The following is an 18,232-nucleotide window of genomic DNA, read 5'->3' on the forward strand; positions in this document are numbered from 1 at the left end:
TCCGACCCTGGCGCGAGGCTGTCCTGGACGCCAACACTCGTCTGGACAGGCAGCAGAGCATCCGGAGGGGCCAATGCGCATCGGCAATGTGCTTGAACGCGACGCCGGCCCGCTGCCGGAGGAGACTGAGCGGCCGGTCAACCTGCTGCGGGCCGAGCTCATCGAGCGGCTCGAGATCCCCGTCCTGGCGGTGCACGGCCAGGAGGTGCCCGTACCGGGGCTGCTGCGGCTGCGTTCGTCGCTGCGGCGGCACCTCGGCCGGCCGGTCATCATCGGGGTCCGGCCCGAGCACCTGCAGGACGCGCTGGTCGGGCGGCCCGACGCCGCGGGCCCGGCCGTGATCGTGCTCCACGGGGTCGTCCGGTCGGCGCGGCCCGACGGCGCGGACCTACTCGTGCGGATCGAGCTGGCCGACGCCGCCGACGGCCGGGATCCCGCGCCGACCCTGGTCGCCCGGGTGAGCGGCCGCTCACGGGCCGCCGCGGGCGAGCCGATCATGCTCGCGGTCGATGCCCGGCACCTGCACATGTACGACGCCGTCAGCGGCCACAGCCTGTGGTGAGACAGCCGCTGACGACAGTGGCGCGGCGCGCCCGGGCCGCCGCCGTGCTGTGCTGCGCCGTGGTGGCCGTCGCGGCGGCCGGCGGCTGCGACGGCGCCGACGGGCTGGGCAAGCCCTTCGCGGGGCAGCAGGTCGAGGTCGTCGGCAGCTGGACCACGGCCGAGCAGGCGAACTTCGAGCGGGTGCTGCACGCGTTCTCGGCGCAGACCGGGGCCCGGGTGCGGTACACCTCGGGCGGCAGCGACCTCGACGTGCTGGTCTCCGCGCGGGTCGGCAACGGCACCCCGCCCGACGTCGCCATGATCCCGCAGCCCGGGGTGATCGCCCGCTACGCGCAGACCGGCGCCGCGAAGCCCGTCACCGGCGCCGCCGAGCAGGCGGTCCGGGCCCACTTCTCGCCGCAGTGGCAGCGGTTCGGCAGCGTCGGCGACCAGCTCTACGGCGTGTACTTCAAGGCCGCCAACAAGTCGGTCATCTGGTACCGTACGGACGCGTTCGCCGCCGCGGGCGTCACGCCGCCGGCGACGCTGGACGAGCTGGAGACCGTGTCACGGACACTCGTGGACTCCGGCACGGCCGCGATGACGGTGCCGGGTGCGGACGGCTGGCCGCTCACGGACTGGTTCGAGAATGTCTACCTGCGGCTGGCCGGCCCCGAAGCATATGACCAGCTCGCCGCGCACCGGCTGCCCTGGACCGACCCGACGGTGGTGGAGACGCTGCGCCTGATGGGCCGATACTGGGCCTCGCCGCGGTTCCTGCTGGGCGGCCCGTCGGGCGCGCTGCAGACCACGTTCACCCGCTCGGTCGCTGACGTGTTCGGCCGCCGGCCCGGCTCGGCGATGCTGTACGAGGCGGACTTCGTGGCCACGGAGATCGCCAAGCTGGATCTCTACCAGGTCGGTGCCGGCGCGCGGTACTTCGCCTGGCCGGCCGCGACCGCCGGCGGTGGCACCGCGGTCGTCGCCGGTGGCGACGCGGCGGTGGCGTTCACCGACCGGCCGGTGACGATGGCGCTCATGGCCTACCTCGCCTCGGCGGAGGCGGCCGCGATCATGGCTCGGCGGGGCGGGTTCCTGTCGGTCAACCTCGACCTGGACCCCGCCGCCTATCCCGATGCGACCACCCGGGCGCTCGCGGAGGACCTGCTGCGCGCGCCGACGCTGCGCTTCGACCTGTCCGACATGACGCCGAGCGGGTTCGGCGGGGGCAACGGGGCCAGCATGTGGCGGCTGCTGCAGCAGTACCTGGGCGCGCCGGGCACCGACCCCGCCGTCGTGGCGGCCCGGCTCGAGGCCGCCGCGTCCCTGGCGTACGGGGGCATGTGATGGCGCGCACCGCCCGGGTCTCCACCGCCGCCTGGTTCCTGGCGCCGGCACTGCTGCTGGTGGCCGTCCTGGTCGTGTACCCGATCGGGCAGACGGTGTGGTGGAGCTTCCACGACGCGACCGGCGACCGGGCCGTCGGGGCGGCCAACTACGCCGGCATCTTCACGTCCTCGCAGACGCGCCGCGCGCTGCTCAACAACGCCGTCTGGATCGTCGTCGCGCCGAATCTCGTCACCGCCGCCGGCCTGGTGCTGGCGTTCCTCGCCCAGCGGGTCCGCCGCAGCACCGCCTTCCGGGTCGTGCTGTTCATGCCGATGGCGATCTCGCTGGTCTGCGCCGGGATCACGTTCCGGCTGGTCTACGACCAGAGCCCGGACCGGGGCGCCGTCAACGCGGTCATCGTCGGCGTCCACGACACCTTCAAGCCGCCGTCGCCGTATCACGGCGCGCGGGCTCGCGACGGGCAGGCGCTGCAGGCCGCCGGCGGTGCCCTGCAGACCAGCCGCACCGTCGCCGCCGGCGAGACCGTGCTGCTGCCGCTGGTCGGGCTGGCGCCCCAGCAGCTGCCGGAGTCCGCGACGCAGGCCGCCGCGGGCGGCGCGGCCAGCGGCATCCACGGCGTGGTCTGGTCCGACTTCACCGCGTCCGGCGGCCGGGCGGGCGCGGTCGACACCGGCGAGCTCGGCCTGCCCGGCGTCGACGTGGAGGTGCTGCGCGACGGCGCGGTCGTCGCCCGCACCCGTACCGCGGACGACGGCACGTTCAGCGTGCCGGGGCTCACCGGGGGCGGCTACGTCGTGCGGCTGGCCGCACGAAACTTCACCGAGCCGTTCGCCGGGCTGACCTGGCTCGGCCCGTCGCTCGTGACACCCGCGATGATCGGCGCGTATGTCTGGATCTGGGCCGGTTTCGCGATGGTACTGGTGACCGCCGGGCTGGCGATGATCCCGAAGGAGACGATCGAGGCCGCCCGGGTCGACGGCGCGAGCGAATGGCAGATCCTGCGGAATGTGACGGTGCCGCTCATGCGCCCCATCGTGATCGTCATCCTGCTGACGCTCACGGTGAACGTGCTCAAGGTGTTCGACCTGGTGCTCGTCGTCCCCCCGGAGTCCGCGCAGGGCCCGGCGTCGGTCGTCGCGCTCGAGATGTGGCGCTCGACGTTCGACAACATCGGGCGCGGCAGCGCCCTCGGCGTGCTGCTGCTCGTCCTGGCCCTGCCCGGCGTGCTGTTCAATCTCCACCGGCTGCGAAGGAGCGAACGGTGAGCATCTTCGCCCCTGTCGAGGTGCCTGAGCTGCTGCCGGCCGGCACCGAGCCGCCCCCGCCCCGGCCGCACCCTGCCGTGCGGACCGCCCGGCGGATCGGCCGCGTCGCCGCCCAGGTCGCCGTCCTCGCCGTCGGCCTGTGGTGGCTGGTGCCGACGCTCGGCCTCGCCGTCGCCAGCCTGCGCAGCCCGGCCGACAACAGCGACACGGGCTGGTGGACGGTCCTGCGCGCGCCGGCCCAGCTGACCCTGGACAACTACCGCAGCCTCCTCGCCGACGGCCGCACCACCCACGCCTTGTGGAACACGGTGCTCATCTCGGTGCCGTCGACCGTGCTCGTGGTCGCGCTCGGTGCCGCCGCCGCGTACCCGCTGGCCTGGCTGGAGTTCCGCGGCCGGCAGGCGGTCCTGACGGGGCTCGTCGCGCTCATCGCCGTGCCGATACAGGTGGCGATCCTGCCTGACGCCCAGGTGTTCCGGCTGCTGGGCATCTCAGGCACCGTGCCCGCGCTGGTGGCCTTCCACGTCGCCTTCGGCTTGCCGTTCGCGGTCTTCCTGCTCCGCGGCTTCTTCACGGCCATCCCCGCCGAACTCGTCGAGTCCGCGCGGCTGGACGGCGGCAGCGAGCTCGCGATCTTCCGGCGGGTCGTGCTGCCCGTGGGCGCCCCGGCGCTGGCGTCGCTGGCGGTGTTCGAGTTCGTCTGGGTGTGGAACGACCTCGTGGTGGCGCTCGTCTTCGCCCGCTCCGACCAGGCGCCGATCACGGCGGTGCTGCAGGAGCAGATGCGGTCGTTCCCCTCCAACATCGACGTGGTCGCCCCCGGCGCGCTCGTGTCGATGACGGTGCCGTTGCTGGTCTTCTTCCTGTTCCAACGCTTCTTCCAGCAGAGCATGCTTGCCGGCTCGGTCCGGTAACCGCACCACCCCTTCCCCGCCCCGGCGGCCGACGGTCGACGACGACCGGCCGGCCCCGCGGCGTTCGGCACCCTGTAGACAGGACACCCGCCATGACACAACACGCCCTACCGGCCGAGCCGGACTGGTACCGCCGCGCCGTCTTCTACGAAGTACTCACCCAGGCCTGTTTCGACTCCGACAACGACGGCGTCGGCGACCTGCTCGGACTGGTGTCCAAGCTGGACTACCTGCAGTGGCTCGGCGTCGACTGCCTGTGGCTGCCGCCGATCTACGACTCCCCTCGCCGCGACGGCGGGTACGACATCCGCGACTACCGCCGCATCCACCCCGACTACGGCACCATCGACGACTTCGTCACGCTGCTGCGCGAGGCGCACGCCCGAGGCATCCGGGTCATCACCGACCTGGTGCTCAACCACACCTCCGACTCCCACCACTGGTTCCAGGAGTCGCGGCGGGACCCGACCGGACCCTACGGCGACTACTACGTCTGGCGCGACACCGACACCGGCTACGCCGGCGTGCGGATCATCTTCTCCGACACCGAGCCGTCGAACTGGACGTTCGACCCGGTCCGGCAGCAGTTCTACTGGCACCGCTTCTTCCACCACCAGCCGGACCTCAACTACGACAACCCGGCCGTCGCCGAGGAGATGCTCGAGGTCGTCCGCTTCTGGCTCGACCTCGGCATCGACGGCTTCCGGCTCGACGCCGTGCCGTACCTGTTCGCGCGGGAGGGCACCGACTGCGCCGGCCTGCCGGAGACGCACGAGTACCTCAAGCGCATCCGCAAGATCGTCGACGACGAGTACCCCGGCACCGTGCTGCTCGCCGAGGCGAACCTGTGGCCGACGGACCTCGTCGAGTACTTCGGCGACGCCACGACCGGCGGTGACGAGTGCCACATGGCGTTTCACTTCCCGCTCATGCCGCGCATCTTCATGGCGGTCCGCAAGGAGTCCCGCACGCCGATCTCGGAGATCCTCGCGCAGACCCCGGCGATTCCCGCGAACTGCCAGTGGGGCACGTTCCTGCGCAACCACGACGAGCTCACGCTGGAGATGGTCACCGACGAGGAGCGCGACTACCTCTACAACGAGTACGCGCACGACCCGCGCATGCGGCTCAACCTCGGGATCCGGCGGCGGCTGGCCCCCATGCTCGGCAACGACCGCGACCAGATCGAGCTGTTCACGTCGCTGCTGCTGTCGCTGCCAGGTTCGCCGGTCATCTACTACGGCGACGAGATCGGCATGGGTGACAACGTGTACCTCGGCGACCGCGACGGCGTGCGCACCCCGATGCAGTGGAACGTCGACCGCAACGGTGGCTTCTCCCGGTGCGACCCGAGCCAGCTGTACTTGCCGATGAACAGCGGCTGGGTGTACGGCTACCAGTCCGTCAACGTCGAGCGGCAGATGCAGGAGCCGGCCTCGCTGCTGCACTGGACGCGCAAGATGCTGTCGATCCGCAAGCGGCACCCCGCGTTCGCCCTCGGCGACCTGACCGAGCTCGCCGGCAACAACGAGGCGGTGCTGGCCTTCCTGCGTACCCACGACGACGAGGTACTGCTGTGCGTGCACAACCTGTCCCGGCATCCGCAGCCCGTGCAGCTGCCGCTCGGCGGCCGTTTCCACGGCCACACGCCGCTCGAACTGACCGGTGACACCCGCTTCCCGACCATCGGCCTGCGGCCCTACCTGCTGACCCTGCCGGGCTACGGCTCGTACTGGTTCCGCATCATCCCGCCCAGCCGGCGCCGGGGTCACGGCCATGTCCGATGACGCCGACCTGTTCGAGGCGAGCCTCATGCTGCTGGCCGGCACGACGCAGCTGCACCACGTCCCGGCCGGCGGGCGCGGCCGGGACGCGTGGTCGGTGGTCGGCGCCTGCGCGGACGGCCGGCTGCAGGCCGAGTTCGAGACCGAACCGGCGGCGGCCAGGTTCACCGACGTGATGCACGCGGCGCCCGAGGCGACGTGCCGGACGGGCCGCCGGGTGGCGGGCATCCGCCGGCGGTACGAGACGTTCGTCGTCGACATCGGCGGCGCCGAGCCGTCGACGGTCATCGACCGCCTGCACGACGCGTGGACCCGCAACGCCGGGCTCCTGCTCGACGACCGCTCGGCCGACGGGGCCGACCGGGCCGCCGCGCGGCAGCGGGCGGCGGTGGTGTGGCGCTCTGCGCTGCTGACGGCGGCGCCGAAGGTGTCCGCCACCGGCCTGCGGCTGCGGACGCGGGACCGGTCCTCGGCCCGGCTGCTCGTGCGGTCCGCGCAGGTGCTCGGGGTCGCCAGCAAGGTCCGCACGGCCTCGGGCTTCCAGTGCATCCACGTCGAAGGCCGCGGCGTGCTCACCCTGCTGGCGACGGTGCGGGCGATACCGGGCCCGGTCGGCTGAGCCGATCGGCGGGTCGCGCGGGTGGTACCCATCAACCGCGCGACCCGCCGACGCGTCCCACGGCGCAGCGGCGCCGGCCCGGGTGGTCAGGTGGCGAGGCGGTGGGTGAGGGCGGTGTGGCGCCGGCCGGCGCCGACGGTGCGCACGGCGGCGGCGAGGGCGCGGCGGGAGCCGACGAGGACGACGAGGCGTTTGGCACGGGTGACGGCGGTGTAGAGCAGGTTGCGCTGCAGCATCATCCAGGCGCTGGTTGTCAGCGGGATGACCACGGCGGGGTATTCGGAGCCCTGGGACCGGTGGATGGTCATGGCGTAGGCATGGGCGAGCTCGTCGAGCTCGTCGAAGTCGTAGTCGATGTGTTCGTCCTCGTCGGTGCGGACGGTGAGGGTCTGCTCGTCGGTGGACAGGGCGGTGACGACACCCAGCGTGCCGTTGAACACCCCGGCCTGGCCCTTGTCGTAGTTGTTCCGGATCTGGGTGACCTTGTCGCCGATGCGGAACACCCGGCCTCCGAAGCGCCGCTCCGGCAGCCCGTCCCGGCCCGGGGTGAGCCGCTGCTGCAGCAGGCCGTTCAACGCACCGGCGCCGGCGGGGCCGCGGTGCATCGGGGCGAGGACCTGGATGTCGCGGCGCGGGTCGAGACCGAACTTCGCCGGGATGCGGGTGCAGGCCACGTCGACGGTCAACGCCGCGGCCTCGTCGGCGTCCTCGCAGGGGAACAGGAAGAAGTCGGTCAGGCCCTGCAGCTGGGGCGGCTTCCCGGCGTTGATGCGGTGGGCGTTGGTCACCACGCCGGACTCGGCGGCCTGCCGGAACACCTGGGTGAGCCGCACCTGCGGGACGCTGTCGGCGGCGAGGACGTCGCGGAGGACCTCGCCGGCGCCGACGGACGGCAGCTGGTCGACGTCGCCGACGAGGAGGACGTGCGCGCCGGACGGGACGGCCTTGATGAGCTTGTTCGCCAGGATCAGGTCGAGCATCGACGCCTCGTCGACCACGAGGAGGTCGACGTCCAGAGGGTTGTCCCGGTCGAAGGTGGCGTCGCCGCCGGGCCGCAGCTGCAGCAGCCGGTGCACGGTCCCGGCGGGGTGCCCGGTGAGCTCGGCGAGGCGTTTCGCGGCCCGCCCGGTCGGTGCGACCAGGGTGACCTTGGCCTTCTTCGCGGCGGCGAGGGTGACGACGGAGCGGACGGTGAAGCTCTTGCCGCAGCCGGGACCGCCGGTGAGGACGGCGACCTTCGACGTCAGCGCCAGCCGCACCGCCTGCTCCTGCTCCGGTGCCAGGGTCGCGCCGGTGCGGCCGTGCAGCCAGGTGAGGGCCTTGACCCAGTCGACGTCGCGGAAGTGCGGCATCCGGTCGGCCCGTTCGCGCAGGAGCCGGGTCAGGGCGCCGGCAAGGGCGGTCTCGGCCCGGTGGAACGGCACCAGGTACACCGCGGTCACCGGCCCCTCCGGGCCGGGTAACGTCTCGCGGACGACACCCTCGTCGGCGGCGAGAATGTCGAGGCAGTCGGCGACGAGGGCGGTGGGGACGTCGAGGATCTTCGCCGCGTCGGCGACGAGGTTCGCCTGGGGCAGGTAGCAGTGCCCGGCGTCGGTGGCCTCGGACAGGGTGTACTGCAGGCCGGCCTTGACCCGTTCCGGACTGTCATGCGGGATGCCGACGGCTTGAGCGATCGTGTCGGCGGTCTTGAACCCGATCCCCCACACGTCGGCGGCCAGCCGGTACGGCTCGGTGCGCACCACGGAGATGGACGCGTCGGCGTACTGCTTGAAGATCCGCACCGCGAGGGACGTCGACACCCCGACGCCCTGCAGGAAGACCATCACCTCCTTGATCGCCTGCTGCTCCGCCCACGCCGCGGTGATCTTCGCGGTGCGTTTCGGGCCCAGACCGGGGACCTCGATCAGCCGGGCGGGTTCCTCCTCGATGATCCGCAGCGTGTCCAGGCCGAAGTGCGCGACGATCCGCTCGGCGAACACCGGCCCGATCCCCTTCACCAGCCCGGAGCCCAGGTAACGCTGGATGCCCTGGATCGTGGCGGGCAGCACGGTGGTGTACGACTCGACCTCGAACTGCCGGCCGAACTTCGGATGACTCGACCACCGCCCCCGCAGGCGCAGGCTCTCCCCCGGCTGCGCGCCGAGCAGCGCCCCGACCACGGTCAGCAGCTCGTCGCCGCCCCGGCTGGTCGCCACCCGGGCAACGGTGTAGCCGGTGTCATCGTTGACGTAGGTCAGCCGCTCCAGGACCGCCTCGAGGACGGCGCTCGGCGGGCGGGTCGAGGAGGCGGTCGCGGTCACGGCGACCATCGTGCCCGCTGACCCCGTCGACCCGCCAGCCCTGACCTGCCGGCCCTGGCCCGCCGGCCCTCACCTGCCCGGCGTCGCCGTCATTCGATGCCGGACTTCATCCGTCGTCGCCGCCGAAGATGAGGTCCTCCAGGATGTCCGCCCGCAGCGTGACCTGATAACAGTGCGCGGCCAGCTGCTGACTCGACGCACCGGCCAGCGGGGTGAACGACTGCGCGACGATCTGCGGCACCCCCGTGTCCCCGCTGACCAGGGCGATCCGCCCGTACCCCGGCCGACCCGAACCGGCGAGCAGCTGCTCCGGCGTGACCAGGACCGACATCGGCCCGACGGCGGCCTCCATCCCGCAGAGCTGCACGCCCTCGGCGAACGGCTCGGCGCCGTCGACGACGAAGATCTGCACGAGATGGGAACGCTGCTCGGGCAGCGGCACGGTGAGCAGGTAGTGGGTTTCCTGCTCCACGCACTCGGCGCCGAGGTGCTCGGCGATCACACCGATCCGCCGCTGCAGCGGGCCGATCCGCCCACTGGCCACGGCGGACGGCGGCAGGCCCGTCGTGACCGCCGCGGCCGGGATCGGATCGTCGGTCAGCAGCCAGCGCTCGATCAGGTCGTCCAGACCGACGTCGGACTCCCGGCTCGCCTCCAGGAAGTCGACGGCGCGTTCGAGGGTCACCGGGTTACCCCACCCGGCGACCAGCGGGTAGCCACCCAGCGCCGTCCGCCAGGCCGGCGCGTAGGCGCCGACGTAGCAGGCGCCGAGGACCGCCAGCCGCAGCCCCGGTGAGACGCTGGCCGTATCGATGTCCTCCGGGAAGATCACGGCGCCGTCGCAGCACTCCAGGCTGCCGTCGTCGACGCCGTGTGAGCTCCAGTAGAAGCCGGCCGGGGTGAGCCCCTCGACGCCGGCACCCTTGCCGGCGACCGCCTCCCGCAGATCCTCCCGGGTCGCCTGCTGGTCGACGACGACGGTGTACCCCGCGGCACGCAGGACCGCGACGTCGTCGTCGATCTGGGCGAGCTCCTCGTCCAGCATCGACCGGTCCTGCCCGCTGGCGGTCTTGTAGCCGAACAGGAACAGGAACGACTTCCCGGTGCCCAGACCCGTCCCCGTCGGCGGGTGCACCACCCGGGCGGCCGGATCGTCGCTGCGGGCGTCGGAGGTCCAGTGCTTCGGACCGGGCTGGGCGGCCTCCCAGCCGGCCGGCAGGAACACCTCGTCGGTCTCGTCCGGCATCAGAAGTCGTCCCGGGCGCTGAGCTGATGCTCCAGTTCGTCCGCCGTCTCAGCGATCACCCGCAGCGGCAGGGCGAACTCGTCGGGGTCGAGCGAGGCCAGCAGCGCGTGGTGGATGAGCGCGTAGTCGCCCTCGTCGTCGAGGGCGAGCGCACCGAGACTGAGCTCGTCGTTCTTGCGCAGCGCGACCCGGGGCTTCAACTCCTCGCCCTTGCAGACGAAGCTGCGGAACTCGACCCACTGCTGGTCGAACGCCTCGTAGCAGCTCACCATGATCTTCTGCGTACGCTCCGATTCGTAGGTCCAGAGCAGCGAGAACCAGTCCTCCTCGAGGTCCTCCAGCTTGTACTGGGTGCGCGCATGCTCGCGCAGCTCATACCACGTCGGCATTGTGTCCTGTCTCCTGTCGATGGAACCCATGGCGATCGCTGAGACTACAGACAAGGCCGTCCATGCCCCCATCGACGTCCGCCGAAGCTCCGCGGGCAGCTCGCGACCGTGGCAGACAGGGCCCGGATAACGCCGGACCTGGTAACGCCCGACATAACGCGGCGTTTTTAGCGTCGACTATGTGAATGGCACCGGTGCACCTTCTCCGACCCCGCCGACCCCGACCGCGCCTGACCCGCCCGATCGGTTGACCGAACGGGTCCGGGAAGCCATCGCGGCCATCACGGCCGGCGGCATGGTCCTCGTCGCCGACGACGCCGACCGGGAGAACGAGGGCGACCTGATCATGGCCGCCGGTGCGGCGTCCGCCGCCAACATCGCGTTCTTCCTGCGGTACGGCAGCGGCATCATCTGTGCACCCATGTCCGCGGCCACGGCCGACGCGCTCGAACTGCCGCTGATGGTCAGCCGGGGCACCGATCCGCTGGGCACCGCCTTCACGGTGTCGGTCGACGACCGTAACTGCGGCACCGGCATCTCGGCCTCCGATCGGGCGCTGACGCTGCGCACGCTGGCCGACCCGACGACCGCGCCCGGTCATCTGCGGCGCCCCGGTCACGTCTTCCCGCTGCGGGCCAGGCCCGGCGGGGTGCTCAAACGGGCCGGACACACCGAGGCCGCCTGCGACCTGGTGTCGCTGGCCGGCCGGGGGGACGTCGGCGCGATCACCGAGCTCGTCCGCGACGACGGGGTCACGATGTCGGGCGCCGACCTCACCGAGTTCGCCGAGCGCCACGACATCCCGTACATCACGGTGGCCGACCTGGTCCGGTTCCGCCGCCGCACGGAGCGACTGGTCGAGGCGAACGGCACCGGTCGCATCCCGACCCGCTTCGGCGAGTTCACCGCGACCGCGTACCGCTCGACGATCGACGACGTGGAGCACCTCGCGTTCACCTACGGCGACCTCCACGCGGCCGACGCCGGCCGAGGTGTGCTGGTGCGGGTGCACAGCGAGTGCACCACCGGTGACATCTTCGGATCGCTGCGCTGCGACTGCGGCAAGCAGCTCGCCGACGCGCTCGAGCTGATCGCCCGCGAGGGCGCGGGTGTGCTCGTGTACCTGCGTGGGCACGAGGGCCGGGGAATCGGCCTCGGCCCGAAGCTGCGGGCGTACGCGCTGCAGGACGCGGGGCGCGACACCGTGGACGCGAATCTGGAGCTCGGCCTGCCCATCGACACGCGCGAGTACGGCATCGGTGCGGCGATCCTCTCCCACCTGGGCGTCCACCGGCTGCGGCTGATCACCAACAACCCGCGCAAGTACGGCGGGCTGGACGGGTTCGACCTCGAGGTGGTGGAGCGGGTCCGCATGTCGACGACCGTCTGCGCCGACAACATCGCGTACCTCACCACGAAACGCGACCGGATGGGACACCTGCTCGACCTGCCGCCGGAGCTCGTCTGCTCGTCCGCCACCTCAACCCGGGAGCCCCTGTCATGACGACGCCGAGCCCAGATCGATCCAGCCCCGCCGGCCGGGGCCGGCTGCCGCTGGCCGACATCCGGATCATCGCGATCGAACAGTTCGCGTCCGGCCCGTACGGCTCGATGCAGCTGGCCGACCTCGGCGCGGACGTCATCAAGGTGGAGGATCCGGCCACCGGCGGGGACATCGGCCGGCACGTCGCGCCGTTCTGCGAGGACGGGGACTCGCTGTTCTTCGAGACGTTCAACCGCAACAAGCGCAGCATCTCGCTCGACCTGCAGAACCCCGCGGCGCGCTCCGTGCTGCACGACCTGGTCGCGGTCAGCGACGCGGTGTACTACAACCTGCGCGGTGACGTGCCGGAGCGGCTCGGGCTCACCTACGCGCAGCTGAGCCGGGTCAACCCGCGCATCGTGTGCTGTTCGCTGTCGGGCTTCGGGCTGTCCGGCCCGCAGCAGGCCGAGCCGGCCTACGACTACATCCTGCAGGGCTCCACCGGCTGGATGGACCTCACCGGCGAGCCGGGCGGCCCGCCGACCAAGTCCGGGCTGTCGCTGGTCGACATGTCGGCCGGGCTGGCGGCGGCGGTGTCGCTGCTGGCCGGGGTGCACGCGGCCCGCCGTGACGGGCGCGGCATGGACTGCGACGTCAGCCTGTTCGACACCGCGATCAGCATGCTCAGCTACCCGGCCACCTGGCACCTCACCCGGGACTTCACGCCGACCCGCCGGGCCCACTCCGGGCACCCCTCGCTGGTCCCGTTCCAGAACTTCGCCACCGCCGACGGCTGGATCGTGATCGGCTGTGCCAAGGAGAAGTTCTGGCGGCGGCTGACCGAGGTCATCGAGCCGGCCCTGGCAGACGACCCGCGGTTCGACACGTTCGCGCTGCGGCGTGAGCACGAGGACGAGCTGCTTCCGTTGCTGCGCAAGCGACTGCTGACCCAGCCGTCGGAGTTCTGGCTGGCCGGGCTGCGGGCGGCCGGCGTTCCGTGCGGCCCCATCAACGACATCGCATCGGCGCTGGCCGCGCCGCAGGTGGCGGCTCGGGACATGATCGTCGAGACCGAGCACCCCCGCTTCGGCACCGTCCGGCAGGTCGCCGGGGCGGTCCGGGTCGGCACCACCCGGCGCGAGCACCGCCGGGCCCCGATCCGCGACGAGGACCGGTACCAGGTGCTGCGCGAGTGCCTCGGGTACGGCGAGCCGCGCATCGCCGCGCTGGCCGCCGACGGCGCGTTCGGCCGGCCGTAAAAGACAACCCGGCGCGCCGGTCAGCAAGGGCTGGCCGGCGCGCTGGGCCACCAGCGGGTCGCTCTACAGGCGGTGCGGGTGCGGGCGGAACCGGGGTCCGGTCAGCGGGTCGTACCAGCTGGCCACCTTGTCGCCGGGCGGCGCCACCGCGTCGAGCGCGGCGAGCGACTCGGCGTCCCAGGTGATCGCGAGTGACTCCGCGCACGACGTGAGGTCGGCCAGCCGCTCCGGGCCGCACAGGACGCTCGTCACCCCGGGCTGGCGGACGACCCACGAGAAGGCCAGCTGGGCCACGGTGACGCCGCGCTGCCCGGCCATCTCCGTCAGCACGTCGAGCACGTCGAACACGGCGTCGCTGAACCGGTCCCCGGCGAAGCCGGCGAGCACGCCGCCCCCGCCGTACCGGCTGCCGTCCGGCGGTGGCGTCCCGCGCTGGTACTGCCCGGTCAGCACGCCGCCGCCCAGCGGCGCCCACGGGTTCACCGCGAGCCCGAACGTCGCCGCCATCGGCATGAGCTCCCGCTCGACCCGCCGGTCGAGCAGGTTGTAGGGCGGGGTCTCGGCCACGATCCGGTTGAGCCCGAACTCCTTGGCCACCCACAGCGACTCGACCACTTCCCACGCGGCCGACGTGCTCACCCCGAGATAGCGGACCTTGCCCGCGCGCACCAGGTCGTCCAGTGCCCGCAGCGTCTCGTCGACGGGCACGTCGGGGTCGAACCGGTGCAGCGTGAACACGTCGACGTGGTCGGTCCGCAGCCGGCGCAGGCTCGCCTCGCACTGCTGGATCAGGTGCCGGCGGCTCACCCCCCAACCGTTGACGTCGTCCGCGTCGACCGGCATGTACGCCTTGGTGTTGATGACCACCCGGTCCCGCTTGGACGACTTCTCCAGCGCCGCCCCGACGATGGACTCGCTGCGGCCGGGGGCACCGCCGTAGTTGTTGGCGGTGTCGAAGAAGTTGATGCCGAGGTCGAGCGCCTGGTCGATGATGCGCGCCGACTCCGCCTCGTCGGCCCGGTCGCCGAACATCCAGCAGCCCAGGCCCAGCGCGCTCACCCGCACCCCGGTCCGTCCGAACGGGCGGTACTCCATGGTGGTCATTCCTTCCCGTCGCAACGACTTCAGTCCAGCCCGGCGACGGCGCGTACCGCGTCGGCCAACGGCACGAACGGCTCCGCCCCCGGCGGGGCACCGAGGAACATCCGGTTGTGCGTGATCACCACCGCCAGGCCCGTCGCCAGGTCGGCCCAGCCCATCGATCCGCCGATCCCGGCATGGGCCAGGATCCGCGTCGAGCGCCCGAGCACCGGGTCGGCCGGAGGCGACTCCCCGCCCAGCCAGTAGCCGCCGGTACCGAGCCAGATCGTGCCCTGGTACACCTCGTCGAACTCGTGCGGGTCCGGTCGCGGCGTGGTCAGCGCGAGCAGCCGGTCGGCGCCGATGTACCGGCGACCGCCAACCTCGCCGCGGTTTGCCAGCAGGCTGAACACCCGCGCTCCGGAGCGGGCCGTCATCACCGCGCCGGCGGCGGGGATCGACGCCGCCCGGAAGCGCGGATCGTTCCAGCGGTCGGCGTCCGGGCGGATCTGCGGCGGCATCGACAGCAGCGGCACCCCGGTCATGGCCGCCCGCTGCGGCGGGTTCGGGCCCCACGTCAGGTGCGCGACCCGGCCCTCGTGCTCGGCCGGGAGCACGTCCCAGACGTCGTCGGCGCCGAGCGGCAGGCACAGTTCCTCGCGCAGGAACTGGGCGTACGGGCGGTGCTGCGGGTCGGTGCGGCGGATCACCTCACCGAGGATGTGGCCGAAGCTGACCGAGTGGTACAGCGAGCGCTCGCCCGGCGCGTGCAGGGGCTCCACACCGGCGAGCCAGGTGGTGATCGCGTCCCAGTCGGCCAGGCCGGCCGGGTCGAGGTCCGGTGGCATGTGCGGCACCCCGGCCCGGTGGGTGAGCACCTGACCCACGGTGATGCCGTGCTTGCCGCGCTGGGCGTACTCCGGCCAGTAGGTGGCGATCGGCTCGTCCATGTCGACCAGACCCCGCTCGCACTGCAGCTGGATCGCCGTGGCCACCAGCGCCTTGCTCACCGAGAACACCGGGAACAGCGTGTCGCCGTCCACCGCCCTGCCGTCGCGCTGGTCGGCGGTGCCGATCCACGCGTCGACGATGAGCTCGTCACCGAGATAGGCGGCGACCTGCACGCCGACCTCCCCGAGCTCGACCGCGCGGGCCAGCGCGGCCGTGATCCGATCGTCTGTCTTCATGCCCGCATCCCTTGTCCTTGTTCTTCCGGCGTCGCCTGTCCGGCCTGCGCCGGCGCGGCCGGTGCGGTTTCCCCGCCGGTGTCCTCGTCACCCAGATACGCCGCGATGACCCGCGGGTCACGGCGGACCTCGCTGGGTGTCCCGCTGGCGATGACCCGCCCGCGCTCCATCACGATCAGGCGGTCGCAGACCCGCATCACCAGCTCCATGTCGTGCTCCACCACCAGCACGCCCATGCCGCGCTCGTCGGCGAGCCGGCGCAGCAGCACGCCGAGCTCGGCCGACTCGGTCGAGCCCAGACCGGCGGCCGGCTCGTCGAGGCACAGCACAGACGGCTCAGCCGCCACCGCCCGGGCGATGCCGACCAGCCGCCGGCGTCCGTAGGGCAGCTCGGTCGGCAGGCGGGCCAGGTCGGGCGCCAGCTCGAAGAGCTCGACCGCGGCGAGCGCCCCGGCGGTGAACGCGGTCTTGCGCGGCCAGACGAGGTCGGTCAGGTACGCGCTGTTGGACCGGGCGTCCACAGACGCCTTGAGGTTGTCGGCCACCGTCATGTCGTCGAACAACTCGAGGCTCTGGAACGATCGCCCGATGCCCTCGCGGACCCGCCGGTACATGCGCATCGACCCGATCGGCTTGCCGCCGAGCGAGACCGTGCCGGCCTTCGGCCGGTTCGCGCCGGTGATCGCGTCGATCAGCGTGGTCTTGCCCGCGCCGTTCGGCCCGATCAGGCCGACGATCTCGCCCGGGCCCACCCGCAGGGAGACGTCGTCGACCGCGACCACGCCGCCGAACGCGACGGTCAGGCCGTTCCCTTCGAGCACCCGCACCGGTACCCGGGCGGACGAGCCGGGCGTCACCGGCTGGGCCGCCGCCGGGCGTGGGCGCCGGCGGGGCAGGTGCAGGTGGCGCAGCATGCCCTCGACCGCACCGTCGGGCCGGTTCTGCAGGTACCAGATGGACAGCACGCCACCGACCAGCGCGATCCACAGCGGCAGCGTGACGCTGCGCGAGTCGAACAGCGTGGGCACCAGGCCGCCCGGGTGGCCGAGCACGCCGAGGATCGGGCCCGCGATGAACCCGACGCTGCCGAGCACGACGTAGAACATGCCCTCGATCGAGGCGAACGCGTCGAAGCCGCGCTCGAACACCATGGTCGGCTGCCGGAACACCACCAGGATCCCGCCCAGGGCGGCGATCGCCCCGGACAGCGCGAACGCGTACAGCCGCACCCGCCACGGGTTCAGCCCGACCGACTCGGCGGCCCGCTCGTTGGTCCGGACCGCGATCATGCGGCGTCCGACCCTGCCCCGCCGCACGTTGGCCACGACGAGGGCGACGAGCACGAACGCGACGAGGCAGAAGATCGCCCACCGCTCGGGGTAGCGCAGCGAGTCGATCCGCCAGCCGAACAGCGACACCGGGCCCGGCAGCGGCGTGTACGCCCCGGAATACGTGGGGTTCTGCAGCAGCACGCCCTGGATCGCCACCGCCGAGCCGAGGGTGGCCACCGCGAAGTTGACCCCGCGGGTCCGCAGCAACGGTACGCCCAGCGCCGCGCTGACCAGGAACGTGGCCAGCATGCTCAGCGGGATCGCCAGCAGGAACGGCATCCCGGTCCGGGTGATCAGCTGACCGGCGATGACCGCGCCGACGCCGGCCAGGCTGAACTGGCACAGCGCGAGCTGACCGGTGTACCCGGTGATGACCACGCTGGACAGCAGGATGATCGCGTAGGTGAAGGTGATCGTCGTCGCCGTGACGTAGGACCGGTCGAACACCCAGACGACCGCGAACACCGCGACACCGATCAGCACCGCCAGCAGCCAGGGGCGGACGTATCCGTCACCGACCCTCGGCCGGCGTTCGACCAGCGTGGTCCGGCTCTGACGGCCGGCTCCGCGCCACACCATGACGACCACGATCAGCACGAACGGCACGGCGTCGGCCCAGCCCGGCGTGTGCACGTACCGGGTCACCTCGGCCTGGGTGACGCCGATCAGCAGGGCGCCGACGTAGGTCAGCGGGAACGAGCGCAAGCCGCCGATGAGCGCCGCGGCGAGCGCCGGCACGAGCAGGTGGGTCAGCGTGACGATCTGGACGCCGACGATCGGCGCGAGGAAGACCCCGGCGATGCCCGCGAACACCGAACCGATCACCCAGTTGGTCGTCGCAATCTTGACCGGGGAGACGCCCAGCGCGGCCGACGCGACCGGGTTCTCGGCCTGCGCCGAGGTCGCCAGGCCGAACCGGGTCCGGCCGTACCAGAGGGACAGACCGACGACCAGCACGGTGGCCAGCACGAACGTGATGATCCGGTCCTGGCCCAGGTTGATGCCGAACAGCGACACCGGCGTGGTCGGGAAGATCGAGGCGACGATGCGCTCCTCCGCCCCGTAGCGCAGCGTCAGCGCGGACTGGATGACGATCAGCACGATCAGCGAGACGACGGTGCGGCTCAGCGCCGACTGGCGGGCCATCCGGCTGATCGCGAGGCGGTAGGTCAGGAAGCCGCACAGGGCGGCCGCGAGCAGCGCGCCGGGCACCGCGACCAGCGGCGGGAGGCCGTGCTCGGCGTTGAGCTCCCAGTAGGTGAACGCGGCCACCGTGCCGACCACGCCGTGGGAGAAGTTGATGATCCCCGAGCCGCGGTAGCCGATCACGATGCCGAGCGCGGTCAGCGCCAGCAGCGCCCCCGACGACATCCCGACCAGCGCGAGCTGAATCGCACTGCTCATGCCGTCACCTCCGCTGCGCTCCGGCGCCGGCCTGAGCCCCACCCTGCGCCCATGATTCGCAGTCCTCCGCTGCGC

At 72.2% G+C, this 18,232-nt stretch carries 14 protein-coding genes; 8 read left to right on the forward strand and 6 right to left on the reverse strand.

Annotation, left to right across the window (positions count from 1 at the left end):
• The first annotated feature begins 73 nt into the window (after window positions 1-73).
• The 6 genes from AB0H83_RS08275 (at window position 74) to AB0H83_RS08300 (ending at window position 6,475) form a co-directional block, all read left to right on the forward strand.
• A complete protein-coding gene (locus AB0H83_RS08275) occupies window positions 74-562 on the forward strand; it encodes a TOBE domain-containing protein (RefSeq protein WP_360088884.1) in 489 nt (162 codons plus the stop codon).
• Window positions 559-1,890 (forward strand): ABC transporter substrate-binding protein, encoded by a 1,332-nt coding sequence (locus AB0H83_RS08280; protein WP_360088887.1) that lies wholly within the window; start codon window positions 559-561, stop codon window positions 1,888-1,890. Before AB0H83_RS08275 ends, AB0H83_RS08280 begins: the two co-directional genes overlap by 4 nt.
• Window positions 1,890-3,158: an ABC transporter permease subunit gene (locus tag AB0H83_RS08285; protein WP_360088890.1), complete on the forward strand. Its 1,269-nt coding sequence runs from the start codon at window positions 1,890-1,892 to the stop codon at window positions 3,156-3,158. Before AB0H83_RS08280 ends, AB0H83_RS08285 begins: the two co-directional genes overlap by 1 nt.
• The gene (locus tag AB0H83_RS08290; protein WP_360088893.1) at window positions 3,155-4,072 is read left to right on the forward strand and encodes a carbohydrate ABC transporter permease; all 918 of its coding nucleotides are present in this window, start codon (window positions 3,155-3,157) and stop codon (window positions 4,070-4,072) included. The genes AB0H83_RS08285 and AB0H83_RS08290 overlap by 4 nt, the downstream gene beginning before the upstream one ends.
• 92 nt (window positions 4,073-4,164) lie before the next feature.
• A complete protein-coding gene (gene treS / locus AB0H83_RS08295) occupies window positions 4,165-5,859 on the forward strand; it encodes a maltose alpha-D-glucosyltransferase (protein ID WP_360088896.1) in 1,695 nt (564 codons plus the stop codon).
• Complete coding sequence (locus AB0H83_RS08300; RefSeq protein WP_360088899.1) at window positions 5,849-6,475, forward strand: hypothetical protein; 627 nt, start codon at window positions 5,849-5,851, stop codon at window positions 6,473-6,475. Before treS ends, AB0H83_RS08300 begins: the two co-directional genes overlap by 11 nt.
• Window positions 6,476-6,561: 86 nt before the next feature.
• Here AB0H83_RS08300 and AB0H83_RS08305 read toward each other — a convergent pair whose 3' ends face one another.
• The 3 genes from AB0H83_RS08305 to AB0H83_RS08315 form a co-directional block, all read right to left on the reverse strand.
• A complete protein-coding gene (locus AB0H83_RS08305) occupies window positions 6,562-8,787 on the reverse strand; it encodes an ATP-dependent RecD-like DNA helicase (protein WP_360088902.1) in 2,226 nt (741 codons plus the stop codon).
• A gap of 97 nt (window positions 8,788-8,884) precedes the next feature.
• A complete protein-coding gene (locus tag AB0H83_RS08310; RefSeq protein ID WP_360088905.1) occupies window positions 8,885-10,024 on the reverse strand; it encodes a hypothetical protein in 1,140 nt (379 codons plus the stop codon).
• On the reverse strand, window positions 10,024-10,413 hold the full coding sequence (locus AB0H83_RS08315) for a hypothetical protein (RefSeq protein WP_360088908.1): 390 nt from the start codon (window positions 10,411-10,413) through the stop codon (window positions 10,024-10,026). The genes AB0H83_RS08310 and AB0H83_RS08315 overlap by 1 nt, the downstream gene beginning before the upstream one ends.
• 247 nt (window positions 10,414-10,660) lie before the next feature.
• Between AB0H83_RS08315 and AB0H83_RS08320 the strand changes: the two genes are divergently transcribed.
• Together AB0H83_RS08320 and AB0H83_RS08325 are read left to right on the forward strand one after the other, a co-directional pair.
• On the forward strand, window positions 10,661-11,917 hold the full coding sequence (locus tag AB0H83_RS08320) for a bifunctional 3,4-dihydroxy-2-butanone-4-phosphate synthase/GTP cyclohydrolase II (RefSeq protein ID WP_360088911.1): 1,257 nt from the start codon (window positions 10,661-10,663) through the stop codon (window positions 11,915-11,917).
• Window positions 11,914-13,155 carry a CoA transferase gene (locus tag AB0H83_RS08325; protein ID WP_360088914.1) on the forward strand — a complete coding sequence of 414 codons (1,242 nt, stop codon included), beginning with the start codon at window positions 11,914-11,916 and terminating at the stop codon, window positions 13,153-13,155. Before AB0H83_RS08320 ends, AB0H83_RS08325 begins: the two co-directional genes overlap by 4 nt.
• Before the next feature lie 63 nt (window positions 13,156-13,218).
• Here AB0H83_RS08325 and AB0H83_RS08330 read toward each other — a convergent pair whose 3' ends face one another.
• The 3 genes from AB0H83_RS08330 to AB0H83_RS08340 are packed head-to-tail and all read right to left on the reverse strand — an operon-like array spanning window position 13,219 to window position 18,157.
• Complete coding sequence (locus AB0H83_RS08330) at window positions 13,219-14,250, reverse strand: aldo/keto reductase (protein ID WP_360088917.1); 1,032 nt, start codon at window positions 14,248-14,250, stop codon at window positions 13,219-13,221.
• A gap of 29 nt (window positions 14,251-14,279) precedes the next feature.
• Entirely contained in the window at window positions 14,280-15,422 is a 1,143-nt protein-coding gene (locus AB0H83_RS08335; RefSeq protein WP_360088920.1) for a serine hydrolase domain-containing protein, read from the reverse strand.
• A complete protein-coding gene (locus AB0H83_RS08340; protein ID WP_360088923.1) occupies window positions 15,419-18,157 on the reverse strand; it encodes a branched-chain amino acid ABC transporter permease/ATP-binding protein in 2,739 nt (912 codons plus the stop codon). The genes AB0H83_RS08335 and AB0H83_RS08340 overlap by 4 nt, the downstream gene beginning before the upstream one ends.
• Between the last annotated feature and the right edge of the window lie 75 nt (window positions 18,158-18,232).

The organism is Dactylosporangium sp. NPDC050688, from assembly GCF_040654515.1.
Lineage (GTDB): Bacteria > Actinomycetota > Actinomycetes > Mycobacteriales > Micromonosporaceae > Dactylosporangium.